Annotated in this window: 17 protein-coding genes and 1 tRNA gene; 5 read left to right on the top strand and 13 right to left on the bottom strand. The window is 59.0% G+C overall.

Annotation, left to right across the window (positions count from 1 at the left end; all coding sequences use genetic code 11):
- Window positions 1–2 precede the first annotated feature (2 nt).
- From AC07Y2_RS19080 to AC07Y2_RS19065, 4 genes are all read right to left on the bottom strand, one after another.
- On the bottom strand, window positions 3–980 hold the full coding sequence (locus AC07Y2_RS19080) for an ABC transporter permease (protein ID WP_007956013.1): 978 nt from the start codon (window positions 978–980) through the stop codon (window positions 3–5).
- Window positions 977–2,530: a sugar ABC transporter ATP-binding protein gene (locus AC07Y2_RS19075; RefSeq protein ID WP_103386624.1), complete on the bottom strand. Its 1,554-nt coding sequence runs from the start codon at window positions 2,528–2,530 to the stop codon at window positions 977–979. Before AC07Y2_RS19075 ends, AC07Y2_RS19080 begins: the two co-directional genes overlap by 4 nt.
- A 55-nt stretch (window positions 2,531–2,585) precedes the next feature.
- Complete coding sequence (locus tag AC07Y2_RS19070; RefSeq protein WP_007956008.1) at window positions 2,586–3,542, bottom strand: sugar ABC transporter substrate-binding protein; 957 nt, start codon at window positions 3,540–3,542, stop codon at window positions 2,586–2,588.
- A 198-nt stretch (window positions 3,543–3,740) separates the two neighbouring features.
- Window positions 3,741–4,190, bottom strand: a complete 450-nt coding sequence (locus AC07Y2_RS19065; RefSeq protein WP_039771565.1) for a hypothetical protein — start codon at window positions 4,188–4,190, stop codon at window positions 3,741–3,743.
- Window positions 4,191–4,539: 349 nt separating this feature from the next.
- On the opposite strand from AC07Y2_RS19065, the gene AC07Y2_RS19060 reads away from it, so the two are divergent.
- The 3 genes from AC07Y2_RS19060 to AC07Y2_RS19050 all read left to right on the top strand — a co-directional run bounded on the left by AC07Y2_RS19060 (window position 4,540) and on the right by AC07Y2_RS19050 (window position 6,778).
- Window positions 4,540–5,628, top strand: a complete 1,089-nt coding sequence (locus AC07Y2_RS19060; RefSeq protein WP_007956004.1) for an asparaginase — start codon at window positions 4,540–4,542, stop codon at window positions 5,626–5,628.
- A 186-nt stretch (window positions 5,629–5,814) separates the two neighbouring features.
- On the top strand, window positions 5,815–6,084 hold the full coding sequence (locus AC07Y2_RS19055) for a DUF1654 domain-containing protein (RefSeq protein WP_371855269.1): 270 nt from the start codon (window positions 5,815–5,817) through the stop codon (window positions 6,082–6,084).
- A gap of 4 nt (window positions 6,085–6,088) precedes the next feature.
- Entirely contained in the window at window positions 6,089–6,778 is a 690-nt protein-coding gene (locus AC07Y2_RS19050) for an endonuclease (protein WP_007956001.1), read from the top strand.
- Between the two features lie 54 nt (window positions 6,779–6,832).
- Here the strand turns inward: AC07Y2_RS19050 and AC07Y2_RS19045 are convergent, their stop codons facing one another.
- Both AC07Y2_RS19045 and AC07Y2_RS19040 read right to left on the bottom strand, forming a co-directional pair.
- The gene (locus AC07Y2_RS19045) at window positions 6,833–7,735 is read right to left on the bottom strand and encodes a siderophore-interacting protein (RefSeq protein WP_074687698.1); all 903 of its coding nucleotides are present in this window, start codon (window positions 7,733–7,735) and stop codon (window positions 6,833–6,835) included.
- Window positions 7,736–7,821: 86 nt separating this feature from the next.
- Complete coding sequence (locus tag AC07Y2_RS19040) at window positions 7,822–8,187, bottom strand: hypothetical protein (protein ID WP_039771573.1); 366 nt, start codon at window positions 8,185–8,187, stop codon at window positions 7,822–7,824.
- A gap of 250 nt (window positions 8,188–8,437) precedes the next feature.
- Between AC07Y2_RS19040 and csrA the strand changes: the two genes are divergently transcribed.
- A complete protein-coding gene (csrA, locus tag AC07Y2_RS19035; protein ID WP_003179932.1) occupies window positions 8,438–8,632 on the top strand; it encodes a carbon storage regulator CsrA in 195 nt (64 codons plus the stop codon).
- A 205-nt stretch (window positions 8,633–8,837) separates the two neighbouring features.
- Here the strand turns inward: csrA and AC07Y2_RS19030 are convergent, their stop codons facing one another.
- The 3 genes from AC07Y2_RS19030 to AC07Y2_RS19020 all read right to left on the bottom strand — a co-directional run bounded on the left by AC07Y2_RS19030 (window position 8,838) and on the right by AC07Y2_RS19020 (window position 10,317).
- Complete coding sequence (locus tag AC07Y2_RS19030; RefSeq protein ID WP_103386623.1) at window positions 8,838–9,293, bottom strand: DUF2214 family protein; 456 nt, start codon at window positions 9,291–9,293, stop codon at window positions 8,838–8,840.
- Window positions 9,294–9,635: 342 nt separating this feature from the next.
- Entirely contained in the window at window positions 9,636–10,097 is a 462-nt protein-coding gene (locus tag AC07Y2_RS19025; RefSeq protein ID WP_085667866.1) for a GNAT family N-acetyltransferase, read from the bottom strand.
- Window positions 10,098–10,240: 143 nt separating this feature from the next.
- Window positions 10,241–10,317: transfer RNA gene (locus AC07Y2_RS19020), tRNA-Val, on the bottom strand.
- Between the two features lie 184 nt (window positions 10,318–10,501).
- Here AC07Y2_RS19020 and AC07Y2_RS19015 point away from each other — a divergent pair.
- The gene (locus AC07Y2_RS19015; protein ID WP_039771578.1) at window positions 10,502–11,785 is read left to right on the top strand and encodes an NAD(P)/FAD-dependent oxidoreductase; all 1,284 of its coding nucleotides are present in this window, start codon (window positions 10,502–10,504) and stop codon (window positions 11,783–11,785) included.
- A 52-nt stretch (window positions 11,786–11,837) separates the two neighbouring features.
- Here AC07Y2_RS19015 and AC07Y2_RS19010 read toward each other — a convergent pair whose 3' ends face one another.
- Genes AC07Y2_RS19010 through AC07Y2_RS18995 form a run of 4 tightly spaced genes read right to left on the bottom strand, consistent with a single transcriptional unit; the run spans window position 11,838 to window position 17,413 of the window.
- Window positions 11,838–12,809, bottom strand: a complete 972-nt coding sequence (locus tag AC07Y2_RS19010; RefSeq protein WP_074687694.1) for an XdhC family protein — start codon at window positions 12,807–12,809, stop codon at window positions 11,838–11,840.
- 2 nt (window positions 12,810–12,811) lie between these two features.
- Window positions 12,812–14,047 carry a c-type cytochrome gene (locus AC07Y2_RS19005; RefSeq protein ID WP_103386622.1) on the bottom strand — a complete coding sequence of 412 codons (1,236 nt, stop codon included), beginning with the start codon at window positions 14,045–14,047 and terminating at the stop codon, window positions 12,812–12,814.
- A gap of 2 nt (window positions 14,048–14,049) precedes the next feature.
- Window positions 14,050–14,589, bottom strand: coding sequence for a (2Fe-2S)-binding protein (locus AC07Y2_RS19000; RefSeq protein ID WP_039771584.1), 540 nt, complete (start codon window positions 14,587–14,589; stop codon window positions 14,050–14,052).
- On the bottom strand, window positions 14,582–17,413 hold the full coding sequence (locus AC07Y2_RS18995) for a xanthine dehydrogenase family protein molybdopterin-binding subunit (RefSeq protein ID WP_074687692.1): 2,832 nt from the start codon (window positions 17,411–17,413) through the stop codon (window positions 14,582–14,584). The genes AC07Y2_RS19000 and AC07Y2_RS18995 overlap by 8 nt, the downstream gene beginning before the upstream one ends.
- Window positions 17,414–17,693 lie beyond the last annotated feature (280 nt).

Raw genomic sequence — 17,693 nt, 5'->3', positions numbered from 1 at the left:
TATCAGCCCCGTCGACTTGCGCGTTGACTGCGATAGGTGTCGAGCACCACGGCGATCACGATCACCGCACCGGTGATGATGCGCTTGGTCGGTTCGGTCGCGCCAATCTGCGCCAGGCCGGCCGCCAGCACGGAAATGATCAACACGCCGAAAAAGGTGCTGATCACAGAACCACGCCCACCCATCAGGCTGGTACCGCCGATCACCACCGCAGCGATGACTTGCAACTCAAGGCCGGAACCGGCATTCGGGTCGGCCGCTTCCAGCCGGGAAATCTGGAACAGCGCCGCAATACCGGCGAGCAGCCCCATCAGACTGAAGACCAGGATCTTGTAGGGTTTTGGATTGATCCCCGCCAGACGCACCGCTTCCTCGTTGGTGCCAATGCCGATCAGATAGCGACCGAACACGGTACGGGTCAGAACGGCCTGGGCAATAAAGATAACCAGCAAGGCAATGATGAACGACGGCGAAATGCCGAAGGCGATCGGGTTCGACAGCCAGGCGAAGGAGTCACCGATGTAAGCCGTACGCGACCCCGTCATCTGATAGGCCAGACCACGGGCCATTTCCAGAACCCCCAGAGACACGATGAACGACGGAATTCGCCACGCCACGGTAATTGAGCCGGTAACCGTGCCGGCCAACGCTGCGACGGCCATACCCAACAAGGCAGCCGGCAATACGCTCCAGCCCCAGCCAAGAATCGCCACGCTGACAGTGGAGGCCGCAAGTGCCAGTACCGAGCCCACCGACAGGTCGATCCCGCCGATGATCAGGACGAACGTCATGCCCACCGCCAGAACCATCAGGTCAGGAATCTGGTTGGCCAGGGTGCTGAAGGTGTTGTATGACAGGAAATGGCTGCTCATGACCGAGAACAGCGCAATCATTGCCAGCAACGCACCGGCGAGCCCCAGATAAGTCCCGAGGCCGTAGAAATTGCCACTGGATTTGCCGGCGGAAGATGCAGTTTTCATGGGAGATCCCTAGGCGCTGCTTCGTTGAGCAACGCATCACGTTTCTGATAGCCGGCGAATGCGGCGGCAAGCAAGTCATCCTGGGTCCAGCTGTCGCGTTCGAACGTATCGATCAGACGCCCCGCCGACAACACACCGATGCGGTCGCAGATCAGCATCAACTCGCGCAAATCGCTGGACACCACGACCAAGGCCTTGCCCTGCCGGGTCAGTTCGCCGAGCAAGGCATAGATATCGAATTTGGCACCGACGTCGATACCACGAGTCGGCTCATCGAACAGCAACACCGAGCAGTCGCGCTCAAGCCAGCGACCGATCACCACCTTTTGCTGATTGCCGCCGGACAGCTCGGACACCAGCTGCGTCGGACTGGAACTGCGGATGCGCATGGCGTCGATCTGCCGCTGCGCGAGCTTCGTTTCATCGCCGTTGTTGACGAATCCGCCGCTGGAAATTTCCGGCATGTTGCCCAAGGCAATGTTGGCGCTGATCGATTGGCTCAGCAGCAGGCCTTCGCCCTTGCGATCCTCCGTGATCAAGGCGATGCCATTGCGCACCGCATCCACAGGCGAACGAATGCTTACCGTTTTTGCCGGCGAACCGAGCGCCACCGTGCCGCTGTCCGGGACGTCGGCTCCGAAGATCAGCCGCAAAAGTTCGGTGCGCCCAGCCCCGATCAGCCCCGAAATGCCAAAAATCTCGCCGGCGCGAACCTCAAAGGAAACGTCGCGAACCTTGTCGGAGCGGGTCAGGCCTTTGACCGTCAGGGCCGGCGGGCCGATATTGCGAGCCCCCAGATCGATATGCTCGCCCAGCTCGCGACCGACCATCAGGGTGACCAGTTGCTCGCTGTTGTAATTGGCCATCGGTTCGACGCAAACCAGGTTGCCGTCACGCAACACAGCAATGCGCTGAGCGACCCTGGCCAGTTCTTCGAGGCGGTGGGAGATGTAGATGATCGAGACGCCACGCGCCTGCAACCGGCTGATCTGCTCGAAGAGCATCTCAACTTCACGGGCGGTCAGCATCGCGGTCGGTTCGTCGAGGATCAGCACATGACAATCGCCGATCAGGTTTCGGGCGATCTCGACCATTTGCTGGTGACCGATGCCCAGCTCGCCGACCAGTGTGTCCGGGTCGATGGCATCGAGGCCGACTTGAGCCATGGCTTCGATAGCGGCTTTGCGCAGTTGCTTGCGACTGATCCAGCCACCATTGCTCGGCAGGTTGTCGAGAAAAAGGTTCTCCGCCACCGAAAGCGTCGGCAGCAGATTGAGCTCTTGCATGACCATGCGCACACCCAGTTCTTCAGCCTGCGTGCGACTGCCGGGGCGATAATCCTTGCCCTGGAACTGCATCTGGCCGGTGGTAGGGGTGACCAGGCCACCGATGATCTTCGACAGGGTGCTTTTACCTGCACCGTTCTCACCGGTCAGTGCCAGCACTTCACCGCGCATCAACGTCAGATCGATGCCGGTCAGTACCGGTTGCGCATAGGTCTTGCCGATACCGCTGACCGAGAGGACAGCGATCGGAGCGGAAACTGACATAAAAATCTCCATGCGCTCGCCCGGACGGACGAGCGCCATTGTGTCGCCAAAGGACTTACTTGGTGACCAGCTCGACAGGCGTTTCGATCACGCCATTCGCACCGCTGTCGACTTTCTCGCCCTTGATGATTTTCAGCGCGGTCTCGATACCGAACACCGCTTGCTTCGCAGCGTACTGGTCGGCGGTCGCCAGAACGCGACCGTCCTTCAGCATGGGCTTGATGGCATTGATATTGTCGTAACCGACAACCTGCACCTGACCGGCCTTGCCTGCAGCGCGCACGGCGGAAACGGCACCCACGGCCATGCTGTCGTTACCGGCCAGCAGCGCCTTGACGTCCGGGTATTCGCTGAGAATCGAAGCGGCCACCTTGTTGCCCTTGTCGATTTCCCAATCGCCGGACTGCAGGGAGACAACCTTGATCTGTGCAGCCTCCATCGCATCCTTGAAGCCAGCGGTACGCTGCTGGGCGTTGGTCGTCGTGGAGACACCTTCAATGATGCCGACTTCGTCACCGGCTTTCAGTTGTTTGGCCAGGTACTCACCCACCAGACGCGCGCCTTTGCGGTTGTCCGGGCCTACGAAAGGAACGCTGATGTTCTTGCTTTTGATCACAGCCGGATCGAGTTGGTTGTCGATGTTGATCACGGTGATACCGGCATCGACGGCCTTCTTGATCACTGGCACCATCGCCTTGGAATCAGACGGTGCGATAACCAGCGCGTTGACCTTCGCCAGAATCATCTGCTCGACGATGCGCGTCTGCCCCGCCGTATCGGTTTCGTCCTTGATGCCGTTGGAGATCAGGTCGAAATCGGCGGAATGTTCTTTCTGGTAGGCCTTGGCGCCGTCTTCCATGGTCAGGAAGAATTCGTTGGCCAGAGATTTCATGACCAGGGCGACTTTGGGTTTTTCAGGGGACTCGGCGAAAGCCGAAGAGACAGGCAGTGCGGCGGATGCGGCAGCCAGCATGGCGACAGCAAGAAGACGTCCAGCGAATGGCAGCTTCATGGGTTCACTCCGATCTTATGATTATTGTGAGCAACGCTTGCGCTGGCGTAAGCTCGCTGCACCCCACGACGAAATCAATTCACCGCGAAGACCGCGCAAACGTTTGCGTAGACCGAACTATGCGAATCCTGTCGACATTTGTCAACGACTGAAAATCTGCTTTTTTTGTAGGGCGAATCATAGTCATCGCCCCTTTTCCTACGCAGTCGTGTTGATCACACCGCCACTGCCAGACCCCTTGGCCATCTCGCGAACCAGATTGCCGGCCACTTCCATGAGTGCAGCGTTGGTGTCTGCGATCTGCCCCTGAATCGACATCACCACAGTTGTCTTGGCTTCTTCGGTCGGATAACTCGCTGCCTGCGCGGCAGCCAATTGCTGTTGCTGCTCCTGCAATTGCTGTTGCAATTCCTTCATGCGTTTGAGCAGTATTTTTATCGTGATGCTTTGATTGCCACTGCTCTCGGCCGGCGCCTCTTCCTGCACGGGTCCGCCACCGGTTCTGACTTGCTTCGTATCGCCAGCGTCTTTGCCCAGCGCTTCGGCCGCTGCTTGCTCGTTGGCCTCGCTCAGGGCATTGATCGTAGCGGCTGTTTTTCCGCCGATGGTAACCGCGCCGGGATTTGGCAAACCGATAGTCAATGACATTTGAACTCCTGAAAAATTGGATCCCTATCAAGGCGCATCGGCCAGTGCGCCGCTTTCTTTAGCACAGATCCGAAAACTGGCCAGCCCCCCCTGTGGACGGAGCTCGTAATCCTTTTCGGTGAGCCGAACGAGAAAACAGCCCGCGTTCGGAAACCCGGATGAGCGACGGAGGATCAAACTCACCCTTCGAACAAATCTTGATTTAAATCATGAGGTTAAACATTTCTCTCAAGCACAGTACGACTGGTACAGATCCTGCTCCCTTCCTGCACCCCTGGCATTCAGATCGGCCCGGGGCGCATCTAGATGAACCTGCATCAGCACCGTCTCACTACTAGAGAGAAAAATAATGACATCTGCTTTGAAGAGTTTCGTTCCGGGCGCTTTGGCCCTCCTCCTGCTCCTGCCAACCGCCCTCCAGGCAAAAGAAGCTGAAACCCAGGCCAAACTGGCCAACGTAGTGGTACTGGCTACCGGCGGCACCATTGCCGGCGCGGGCGCCAGCGCAGCCAACAGCGCGACCTATCAGGCCGCGAAAGTGGGCATCGAACAATTGATCGCCGGCATTCCCGAACTGAGCACGCTGGCCAATGTGCGCGGCGAACAGGTCATGCAAATCGCCTCGGAAAGCATCACCAACGAAAACCTCCTGCAACTGGGTCGTCGCGTTTCCGAACTGGCCGACAGCAAAGACGTCGATGGCATCGTCATCACCCACGGCACCGACACCCTGGAAGAGACCGCGTACTTCCTTAACCTGGTGGAAAAAACCGACAAGCCGATCATCGTCGTCGGCTCCATGCGCCCGGGCACCGCCATGTCGGCAGACGGCATGCTGAACCTGTACAACGCCGTGGCCGTCGCCAGCAGCAAAGAGGCTCGCGGCAAAGGCGTACTGGTGACCCTGAACGATGAAATCCAGTCGGGTCGCGATGTCAGCAAAATGATCAACATCAAGACCGAAGCGTTCAAAAGCGCCTGGGGTCCGCTCGGCATGGTAGTTGAAGGCAAATCCTACTGGTTCCGCCTGCCAGCCAAGCGCCACACCATGGATTCGGAATTCGATATCAAAAACATCAAGAGCCTTCCTGATGTAGAAATCGCCTATTCCTACGGCAATGTCAGCGACACAGCCTACAAGGCTCTCGCCCAGTCCGGCGCCAAGGCGATCATCCATGCCGGTACCGGCAACGGCTCGGTTTCCTCCCGCGTGGTTCCGACCCTGCAAGCGCTGCGCAAGGACGGCGTGCAGATCATTCGCTCGTCTCACGTCAATGCCGGTGGTTTCGTTCTGCGCAACGCCGAACAGCCTGACGACAAATACGACTGGGTGGTTGCTCACGACCTGAACCCACAGAAAGCCCGCATCCTGGCCATGGTTGCCTTGACCAAGACCAACGACAGCAAAGAGCTGCAACGGATGTTCTGGGAATACTGATCTGCCTTCGACCGATCCATTGCTGATCGGGCACTGACTTCACCCTTCGTCAACTTGACGAAGGGTGAAGCTTGCGCCTCCTCCAAAGAAAAATTTCACCTGAGTGACATCAAAACCGGAAAACCGCTGTCAGAGGATTTTCTTGAATTTTAGGCAGTTGCGAAAATGCCTACAGTTAAATACTGTATGCACGTACAGCTTAATAAGGATAACCTCGTGGCCACTTCCCCTGATGCTCCTGACGCTTACGAACGCATGGGCATGCGCGTTCAAAAAATCATCAACTCCCCTACCGCACAAAAAGCCAAAGCCGCGCTGATCTTCCGCCTTCCAGACGAGCCGGCGGATGAATGGGAGCGCTTGCTGGAAGAGATCGACGAGAACGACAACGTCACCCTCGCCTACCGCGACGATGGCGGTGTACAGATTTTCTGGGTTGTGCCGAAGGAAGATTGATTCAATGATTCTGCGTTTTGCTGCTGTGCTGTTGCTGTTCATTTCCCTGGGCGCGCACGCTGGCGCACCGCGTACATTCACCGAGGCCAAGAAGGTCGCCTGGAAACTGTACGCCCCACAATCCACCGAGTTCTATTGCGGGTGCAAATACACCGGCAACAAGGTCGATCTGGCCGCCTGCGGCTATGTCCCACGCAAGAACGCCAAACGGGCGTCTCGCATCGAATGGGAGCACATTGTTCCGGCCTGGCAGTTCGGCCATCAGCGTCAATGCTGGCAAGAAGGCGGTCGCAAGAATTGCACCCGCTATGACCCGAGCTATCAGAAAGCCGAAGCCGACCTGCACAACCTGGTACCGAGCATCGGCGAAGTGAATGGCGACCGCAGCAATTTCAGCTACGGTTGGTTGCCGGTCGAAAAGGGTCAGTACGGCTCATGCCTGACTCAGGTCGACTTCAAGGCGAAGAAGGTCATGCCCCGCCCTTCGATCCGCGGCATGATCGCCCGTACCTACTTTTACATGAGCAAACAATATGGTTTGCGCTTGTCGAAGCAGGATCGGCAATTGTACGAAGCCTGGGACAAGACTTATCCAGTGCAAGACTGGGAACGCCAACGCAATCAGAGCGTGGCGTGCGTGATGGGACGCGGTAACGAATTTGTCGGCCCGGTGAACCTGAAAGCCTGCGGTTGATTGCCTGATCAAAAGAAAAGGCCTTGAGCGATAAACTCAAGGCCTTTTTTGTGCTCAACCGCCGGACTTGTTGAAACGCCAGTAGCCCATCAGATTGAGCGACTCGCGAGGGATGCCGCGCTCCTTGATCAGGTATTTGCGCAGACTCATGACCGCAGCGGATTCGCCGGCGATCCAGCCATAGAATCCCTCGCTGGCCGTATCGGCGATCTCCCAAAGAATTTCTTCTTCGATGTCGACATCCGCCAGTTCGACCGCTTGCCCAACCGGCGATGCATCGACAGGCAACGTCGCCTGCCGCACGGCTTCCACCATCAACGTACCTGCAACTGCCTGATCGCGAATCAGCCATTGCACCAAAAGCCCGGGCCAGTCAGGAACCGCCAACATGTCTTCACGACTGTCGACCTCAAAAAACGCCTGGGTCTGCGGCGGTTCAGCCAGTGTCGCCAGTTCTTCCAGAATCCCCATGGCGGCCGGCAAGGCGGTGGCATCGGCGACCAGCAAAAGTTGCTTGAGCGTTTGCGGAGGCTTCCATTCAAATCCCCCTGCCTCTTGTGCCGAGAATCGGCTGTCGGGGGCCAGAATCTGCATCGACTCGCCGGGCTGGGATCGCAAGGCCCAACGGGAGGCTGGACCGGTCTCGCCGTGCAGTACGAAATCGATATCCACTTCGCCTGCTTCGGCACGCAAGTGGCGGATGGTGTAGGTGCGCATCGCCGGGCGACGATCGATCAGCATCGAGCGGAAACGGGCGTACCACCCCTCGCCCTGAGAAAGCCTGGCGGGTGAGCCGTCTGCGGCAGGAAAAAACAGCTTCACTCGCTGATCCGGCGCCCAGGTCGCCATCTCGGTGACCGTGGGGCTTGCGAGCGTGATCCGCATGAGATGCGGGCTCAACTGCTGCTTGTGACGCAAAACGACGTCGAACAATTTGTAAGGATTGGCGGAGGCCATGCGGAGCTCCTTCTGGGTATCTTCAGTGACTCCTTGAAAAACGAATCACGCCGGACACCCTTTAGTCAGCTCCGCCGAATGGATCCTTATTGCGCCGCCGGGCGCTCGATCACCAGCGTTTCGATGTTCTGCTTCTTCGCCTTGACCAGCGCTGCATTCACATCTGCCTGACGCGCCTCGGCGTCAGCCTTCGAATTGAAAGGGCCGAGGAGGATCCGGGTCTTGCCGCTGGCGTCCTTGACGACACTGGCCACAAAGGCATGCTCGATCAGCCAGCCGCTGAGGTCGCTGACCGCCTGAGGGGTTTCACCGCGCACTTCGAGATCCCACTGCGGGCCCACCGCAGCAGGCGCCGCTACCACCGCCGGTTTCGCTTTTTGCGCATCCACACTCTTGCCTTCGCCACATCCTGCCAATGCCAGTGCCGCGACTACCCAGACCAATTTGCGCACAACGCTTCCCTCTGATTTTTCAAAGCGGCGATCTTAACATTCGAGAATACTTTCGGAGCCCCGCAAAATGGGCACAAAAGGACGAGATTGATGCTGACAGCCCCTGTATAGTTACGCGCTGGGAATTAATGCCGCTGCTGCGCGTCAGAAAGAGGCACCCAGACTTTAAGACTTCGCACTAATCTATACGTACCACCGACCTCTGCACTGTCTGAATCAGGTGCCCTACAAAGCAATCAAGGAGAAGACCATGCTGATACTCACCCGCAAAGTCGGTGAAAGCATAAACATTGGTGATGACATCACGATCACCATTCTCGGCGTCAGCGGCCAGCAAGTTCGAATCGGCATCAACGCTCCGAAGAACGTTGCAGTGCACCGGGAAGAGATCTACCAGCGCATCCAGGCTGGCCTGACCGCTCCGGACAAGCCACAAACGCCCTGAGCCCTACCGCAGTCAGTAGCCAGTTCGTTTGCCTGCGCGCAATGACTGGCTAAAGATTCAAGCGCCGTATTGCCATCCCCCACTTCCCTGGTGACGGCGCGTGCCACGCCCCTTCCCGCCTCACCCTTCTCGCGACCGATACTAACCGTCATTCAAAGGGTTGGCTGTCGGATATTTCCGAATAGCGAATGGGAATCTCGCCCGCCTAGCCGAATGTAACGCCACGCGCCATTCCGGTAGCCGCCACGACCATCAATATCAATAGCAGCGCTTCGGTATGACTGGTCCGCGCGAACACCTTGGCACGCCCCAAGTCAGGGATAGCGCCGCGCGCCTTGGCCACGCGCCATTTGATCAGGGTGATCATCGGCACGAGTTCCAGAAGCAGAATCAGCACAAACAACGTCATCTTCAGATGGAACAGCGGCTGATGCAGGTAGTAGTCGGTTCCCTTCTCATAACCGGCAAAAGCGCGCATGCCGCCGGTGATGAGCAGCACCAGCGCCGAGAGCCCCCAGAGATTGTCGGCAAGCAATACGCGCCCGACTTCACCCGAGCCGGACGCCAGGCGACTGAAGGCCGTCCCACGCGTCAACACCGCCCAGAAGCCCATGGCAAATGCCAATAGATGAATCGCTGCAAGAAACCAGTGAACCAGCATTGATGAACTCCTGTCCGGCAGAGGCGAAATCAGCCTGACAGTAGTAGTCGAAAAAGTGTGGACTTGCCTGTCACCCCCTCCCGGAAAAACGGAAGCGGGCGAGACGAGAGACTGGCAGAGGCGCGGGAAAGGCAAATCGCGGGCAAAAAAAATCCCAAGCAGCTGATGGAAGCTTGGGATTTAAAAATGCATAAACCGTGGTGGTGAACGCGGGGCGGATATTACTGATTTATTCGTCTTGTAACAACGTATTTTTGATAACCGAATGGTTAATAAAATCCGTAACCCCTTAAATATCCACACTATTTAAAAGGATGCTCACGAAAGTCGGCGACGAATGGATCAAAATCCTTCGCAGTCAATACGCGCATGGCTCAAGAATTTTACAAAAATGAGTTCAGGATCCCCCGGGGCAAGGTTCTCCACCATTCCGCTATGCTGATATTCAAGATTTATCAGCAGCTGCCGCATCGGCAAGTTGGACGCATTGGTCGACGTGAAGATCTTGCCTGCAACAGCGTGATGCTCCAGACCACTCACGATTTGCCGACCCACGCCGGAACGCCTGCTCGCACTGGAGACGACCACGAGGGATATGAACCACTCACCGAAAAAGCTTCGATCCAAACAGCCGTAGCCGAGAAGAACGCCAGGATTGTCAGTCTCACAGACAACCCAGCACTCATGCGCCCCAACCGACCTCGCGATACACGCTCGACGGCAGCTATCTTTTTCAGCGACAGGATCAATCTTCAACAGGCTTTCGATGTCGCCTGGACAGGCGCGCCTGAATTGGCGACTCATGAATACCCCCCCTGCAAATGTGCCGAAGTGTAGCTGCGGTCGACCAAACGGGAATTTGCAAAGGTTCTGAAAATCGCAGACAACAAAAAAGGGCCCACCTTTCGGTGAGCCCTTTCAGACCGCCCAGCAGAGCGGATTTTGTTTGGTAGGCGCGATTGGACTCGAACCAACGACCCCCACCATGTCAAGGTGGTGCTCTAACCAACTGAGCTACGTGCCTGCTGTGAGGCGGCATTCTACGGAATTCCGGAGGGGTGTCAACACCTTTTTTTCACCTAACCCTATGAATATGCAAAATATTTAATTTCGACCCGCCGCAAGAAGATTTCCCGGTGGCTGGCGGAGGTTTTTCAACTGGGGTAGGATCGCCGCACTCGTAAAATATATTAAACAGAGGCTGCAGGATGGCGAACACCCCTTACCCAGAGTCTTATTACGCTGCGTCGGCCAACGCCGTACCACCACGCCCTGCCCTGCAGGATGACGTGGAGACGGATGTCTGTGTGATCGGCGCTGGTTATACGGGACTTTCCTCGGCGCTGTTCCTGCTGGAGAACGGTTTTCGCGTGACCGTGCTGGAAGCCGCCAAGGTCGGCTTCGGCGCCTCGGGGCGCAATGGCGGGCAAATCGTCAATAGCTACAGCCGTGACATTGATGTGATCGAACGCAGCGTCGGCCCGAAACAGGCGCAACTGCTCGGGCAGATGGCCTTCGAAGGCGGCCGGATCATTCGTGAGCGTGTCAGCAAATACAACATCCAGTGCGACCTGAAGGACGGCGGCGTATTCGCCGCCCTCACCGCCAAGCAGATGGGCCACCTGGAATCGCAGAAACGCTTGTGGGAACGCTTCGGCCACACGCAACTGGAACTGCTCGATCAACGCCGAATCCGCGAAGTGGTGGCTTGCGATCAATACGTCGGCGGCATGCTCGACATGAGCGGCGGCCACATCCACCCGCTCAACCTGGCCCTCGGTGAAGCAGCCGCCGTTGAATCCCTGGGCGGCGCCATTTACGAACAGTCGCCGGCCGTGCGCATCGAACGCGGTGCCAACCCGGTCGTACATACACCACAGGGCAAAGTCAGAGCCAAATTCATCATCGTCGCCGGCAACGCCTACCTCGGCAATCTGGTGCCGGAGCTGGCGGCCAAATCGATGCCGTGTGGCACTCAGGTCATCACCACCGCACCACTGGGCGATGATCTGGCGAAATCCCTGCTGCCGCAGGACTACTGCGTCGAAGACTGCAACTACCTGCTCGACTACTACCGCCTCACCGGCGACAAGCGCCTGATCTTCGGCGGCGGCGTGGTGTACGGCGCGCGGGATCCGGCGAACATCGAAGCGATCATCCGCCCGAAAATGCTCAAGGCCTTCCCGCAGCTCAAGGACGTGAAGATCGACTACGCCTGGACCGGCAATTTCCTGCTGACCCTGTCGCGCCTGCCTCAGGTCGGACGCCTGGGCGACAACATCTATTACTCCCAGGGCTGTAGTGGCCACGGCGTGACCTACACGCACCTGGCCGGCAAGGTATTGGCCGAGGCACTGCGCGGACAAGCCGAGCGTTTCGATGCCTTTGCGGATCTGCCGCACTACCCTTTCCCCGGCGGGCAACTGCTGCGCACACCGTTTGCCGCATTGGGCGCGTGGTACTACGGACTGCGCGACAAGCTCGGTTTCTGACGCGCGAAAAAAAGGGCCGCTGAATAGCGGCCCTTTTTACATCCAGCATCAATCACAACTGATCCCGCGCAATCCCGCTGCGAATCCGCAGAATGTCTGCGAGCACCGCCAGAGCAATTTCCGCCGGCGTCTTGCTGCCCAGGTTGAGGCCGATCGGCGCATGAATTCGCGCCAGCTCGCTCTCCCCCAGACCGCCAACCCTACGCAAACGCTCGAAGCGCTTCTGTGAAGTCTGCAACGAACCCATCACGCCGATGTAAAACGCCTCGGTGCGCACAGCTTCCATCATCGCCAGATCATCGATGCGCGGATCATGGGTCAAGGCCACCACCGCGGTATCACGGTGGCAACCGCCATCGGCAATAAACATCGACGGCAATTGCCGGCGAATCTCCACGCCATTGAGCACCACGTCTTTCAGCACTTCTTCACGCGGGTCGCAGAGAATCACTTCGAAGCCGAGACCAACCGCGAACTCCGCACAGGCCTGCGCCACGCTGGAATATCCCGCCAACAGCAAACGCTGAGCGGCACCGATGCGGATCCGTACCCGGTCGATCTCACGTTCGATCCGCGCACCCTGTTCGCGATCGGCAAACAGGCTGCGCGCACCAGTAGTCAGATCGACCTCGCGAATCAACCGGCGCTGCCCCAGCAACGCCGATTCGAGTTCGCGCAGGTGCGCCTGCACATCGCAACTGGCGTCAAATTTCTCTACCAGCACATCGAGAATGCCGCCGCACGGCAGGCTGACCCGCGAACGCGGATCGTCACCTTCGCCATAACGCACGACGTTGATCGCATCGAGAAACGCACCTTCGGCGACGCGCTCGAGAAAATCGTCCTCGACGCAACCACCGGACAGCGACCCGATCCACTGCCCGCCGTCGTTCACCGCCAGCAGCGAACCTGGCGCGCGAGGTGCCGAGCCGTAGGTGGTCAGCACGGTGCAGAGCCAGATGCGTTGCCCCGCCGTCGACCACTCCAGCGCCCGTCGAACCACTTGCAGATCGAGATGCTGCATGATCAGTGCGCCTTGTGCTCAACGGACGGCGCATCAGCCTGCAGCTTCTGCACATCACCAACCGCCAGCTCGGCCGACTGACCACCCCAACCCTGACGCAGGTAGTTCAGCAGATCGGTCAGTTGTTCGGCACTGAGCTTGTCGGCAAAACCCGGCATCGGCTGCATGTGCTCGAACCCGGCGAATTTCTGTTCGCCGATGCCATCCTCGATCACGCGCAACAGGTTGCGCGGGTCTTCCAGACGCAACGTGGTGTTGCCGCGCATGGCCACCGCGATGTGCGGTTTGCCCTCGCCACCGGCCGCGTGACAGCCGGCGCAGACGTTCAAGTATTCCTGACGGCCGCGCTGGGCGCTGACACTGAGTTTTTCCACCGGCACTTCGGTCAGTTCTTTCGCCGCCGGAGGCTTGTCGCCCAGCAGGAAAGTCGCCATCGCCGCCAGATCCGGATCATTCAGGCCCTGGGTGCTGTTGTGGAACACCGGGAACATCTCGTTGAACATCGTGCCCTGGGCGCTCATGCCGTGCTTGAGGAACGTGCTCAGGTCCTGATGGTTCCAGCCGCGTGCCGCCAAGTCGGTTGCCAGCAGGCTCGGCGCCAGATAGCCGTTAAGGATGCCGCCGGTCAGGCGCTTGTCCAACTGCATCGCGCCCGGCAGGCCACGTGGTGTATGGCATTCGCCGCAATGGCCTAACACTTCGACCATGTACTGGCCGCGTTTCCAGGCGTCGCTTTTGCCTTCGGCAGGCTCCAGCTTCAAGGCGTTGCCGTACATCATGTTCCAGCCGATCAAGCCCGGACGCACGTTGAACGGAAAGCTAAGGCTCGTCACCGGCGCGGCACGCTCGATTGGCTCGATGGTTTTCAGATACGCGTGAATCGCATCCGAATCCGCACGCGGCATCAAGTGATACGAGGTGTACGGCATCGCCGGGTACAGGTTCGCGCCGTCACGGCGCTTGCCTTCAGTCAGCGCAGCGAAAAACTCGTCGTCGTTGTACAAACCGATGCCGTGCTCTTTGCTTGGAGTGATGTTGGTGCCGTAGATCGTGCCGAACGGCGACACGATCGGCAGCCCGCCGGCATACGGCGCACCACCCGGCGCCGTGTGGCAGGCCATGCAGTCAGCGGCGCGGGCGAGGTATTCGCCGCGCTTGACCTGATCATCCGCGTGCACCGCCAACACAGGCGCAGCCAGCCCGACCGCCAGGGTCAGGCGGGTCAGTAGTTGCTTCATGCTTAACCCTCCTTGACCAGGCCGAGATCGGTCAGCACGTTGCGGGTGGCGTTGTAATAACGCACGTACCCGGTGCAACGACAGATGTGATGGCCGAGGCTGTCCTCGATAACTTGCTCCAGTTTGCTTTTGACGATTGGCTGGCGTTGCAGCTTTTCCACCAGCACGGTCGCGGCGTTGACGAACCCCGGCGCGCAGTAGCTGCACTGGAAGGCGAATTCGTCGACGAAACGCTGCTGGATCGGGTTCAGCTCGGTGACCTGGCCTTGCTCGTCACGCTTGGCGTGGCCTTCGATGGTGCGGACTTTCTTGCCCTCGAAATAATGCGCGCCGGTGATGCAGGTGCGCACTTCTTCGCTGGTGCCATCCGGGTTGTCGACGATCACCACGCAGGCGTGGCAGATGCCCTGGCCGCAGCCCAGGCGCGAACCTGTGAGGTTTTTGTATTCGTGCAGGTAATCGATCATCGGCAGGTCATCAGGGATGTCCACCGGGCCGACGGATTGACCGTTGAGGGTCAGTTGAAGCGGACGGTTAGCCATTGAGGGCCTCCTTGATGCGCGCAGCAGTGATTGGCAGATCGCGAACACGTTTACCGATGGCGTGGGCCACGGCGTTACCGATGGCACCGACCACCGGAATCATCACCACTTCGGCGATGCCTTTGGACGGGTCGCTTGGGGACAGCGGCGGCAGGATTTCCGACGTCTGCTTCCACACCGCCACATGGCGCGCCATCGGCAGGCGATAACGGTTGAAGTTCCAGTCACCCTCCCCCGGCCCGCCTTCGTACAGCGGCATCTCTTCCATCAAGGCGTGACCGATACCCATGGCGATCCCGCCTTCGAGCTGGCCACGAACCAGTTCTTCGACCAGCACCCGGCCGCACTCCAGCCACGAGTGATGGTTGAGCACTTCGACTTCCGCCGAACCTTTGTTGACCTTCAACTCGACCAGCGTTGCCACCGGGCTGTAGTAGGTCACGGCGGCGTTGTTCAGTTGAACCACCGGATAGGCGATGTTCTGCCGATCCAGCAGGTGGAAACCGGCGCTGGTCATCTGCGCCTTTTTCGCTTTCGGGGCGCCGTCGCCGTACTTCACCGCCAGACCATCGAGCGGCAGACGCTCGCGCACGCCATCGATGCTGTATTCGGCCTCGGCCCAGCTCCAGCGGTTGAAACCGTGAACCGTGGCGCCAGTGACCAGACCGCGCTCGTGCGCACGCTTGGCCAGCTCTTCGAAGGTCAGTGGCTGCATGCCGTTGGCGGTGAGTTTGCCGTCGACCCAATGCGCATCTTCGCGACGCACCACGTAAGGGTTAGCCTGGCCGCCGTACGGGCCCTGACGCCAGATCTCCAGCGCCGCCGGCCACAGACCGTGGTTGAACAGCACGCGCGCCGCTTCACGGGTGGCGTGGCTGAAGTAGTAGGCGGAGTTGGTCGCGGACGAGGCCGATGCCAGCTTGCCGACCCAGCGCGGGTTGCGCAGGAAGTTGTCCTGCTCGGCCTGACTCATGATGTAAGGGTTGCCGGCGGTGACCAGCTGCATTTCATCCCACTCGGTTTCACCGGTCTTCACATCGTGAGCCGCGCTGCCGAGGAAATCAGCCACCACCAACGCTTGCGAGGTGGACATGCCGGTGCCGATCTCGATACCGATATGACGCAGGGAAATGCGCCCCTCAGCGGTGAACTCGATGCTGGCCATCGGTGCTTCGGAACCGGTGCCGAAGTCTTTCTGGCAAATGGCAAAACCCACGCCATACCAGTTGTCCGGGTCTGCCGCTTCGCGCTGTTTCTTGATCGCGTCGCGGTTTTTCCAGACTTCGTGCAACGAAGCCTTGTCGAGAATCTCGTGCAGGCGCAACGCACCGGCCGGGATCGCGCCCTGGGTGTTTTTCATCCCCGAGCGCAGCGCGTTCTTGCGGCGCAGATCGATGGCATCGACACCAAGGCGATCGGCGATTTCGTCGACCATCATCTCGGTGGAAGCCATGCTCTGCAGGGTGCCGTAGCCGCGCATCGAACCTGCTTCAACGGCGCGGGAATGGTAAGCGGTGACCTGCAGGTCGTTCTGCGGCATGTAGTAGATCGACTGCGCGGCAGTGGCACCAACGGCAGCCACCGACGGGCTGTAGTTGATCCGACCGCCACCATCGACGCTCATCTCGGCGCGGAAAATTTTGAAACTGTGATCGGTCTTGTCCACTGCCAACTGGTAGCGGATGTCGAACGGGTGACGCTTGATGCCGCTCTGGAATTGCTCGTAGCGGTCGTTGGCCAGGCGAATCGGTACACCCGCGCCGTACAACGCCGCCAGGGCCGCGTAGTAGACGAAAATGTTGTGGTCCTTGGAACCGTAACCGACGGTGTAACCCGGGTGCATGTTCAGGTTCGCCAGGCCGAAACGCGACGGCCCGATCATCTTCGCGGTCTCGGTGGCGGTTTCCAGCGGGCACTGGGTGGCGACGACGAAATGCAGGGTCTTGGTCGCCGGGTCGTACCAGCCGTTGCCGTTGTCCGGCTCCATCGCAGCAGGTTCGATCGACGGAGTTTTGTAGCGCTCGTCGAACACCAACCAGTTGTCCGGCGGAGTGTCGATCTCTTTCTTCATGCGGTCGGCGTAGAACAGGCCGCGTTCGGTCAGGTTGCCGTGCAGGTTCGGTTGGGAATTCCACACCGGACGACGGTTCTTCAGCATCGGGAACAGGATCGAGTCCTTGAGGCTGGCGAACTCGTCTTCGTCCGCCGACGTCGGGCCACCGACGCGCACATAGCGGAAACTGCCATAGGGATCGCCTTCGTAGAACGGCACTTTTGCGCCGTAACGAATCGCTTTGTCATTGAATTTGAGTTTGTTCTTGGCCTGACGGAACCGCTCGAAGTCGTTCCAGATCAGGATCGCGACCGGGTGACCGATGAACATCGGCACCTTGCCTTCCGGCAGCAGCGGATCCGGTGCGTGCTCTTCAGGGAACACGATGCCGTCCTTGTCCAGGTCGGCGGCGGTAACGATCCGATCAGGCTGCAGATCGGCGCCGAGCCACGACAGGTCATAGCCTTCGTAGATACGGTCAGCCTTGATGGTTTTCAACAACATGGCGTGGCCTTGCTGCTGGGGCCAACCCGGCATGTCCTTGGAACGGATGTCGCGAGCAAACACTTTGCTGCCGCAGACCTTGGACAATGCATCGTTACGCTGGCGTGCCTTGCCGTTGCTGCCGAGCCATTGCTCGGACGGCACAGTCACGCTGTTTTCCATCAAGGCAGCCAGCGCCTGACTGCTGAGCGGCGTGAGCGTGACACTCACACCCGCCACCAGCCCGCCCTGAAGGAACGAGCGCCGGGATATTTCACGGTTGGACATGGATCATCCTCTGGGCGGTTATGGATCCGCCCTTCTGGTTATCTACTGGGAATCTCGAGTCTTGCAGAAGCCCTTTTTGACGAAGCAAAGGGCGTGACGACAGTGCAAAGCTGACCGAAAGGTTAACTTTATAGGTTTCTGAGCTCGCAGCAAACAACCAGTTACAAAAATTTGACTAAAGAATCAAAAAATCAATGCGGCATTGCATCGCAGCGACTCGGAGACGCAGGTAGATTGCCCGGCAGCATCGAACGAGCCACGGCCAGGGTTCGTCGCCGGC

This window comes from Pseudomonas sp. GW456-12-1-14-TSB6 (genome assembly GCF_059424205.1).
The sequence above is the reverse complement of the archived record's forward strand: the minus strand, read 5'-3'. Positions and strand labels throughout refer to the sequence as shown.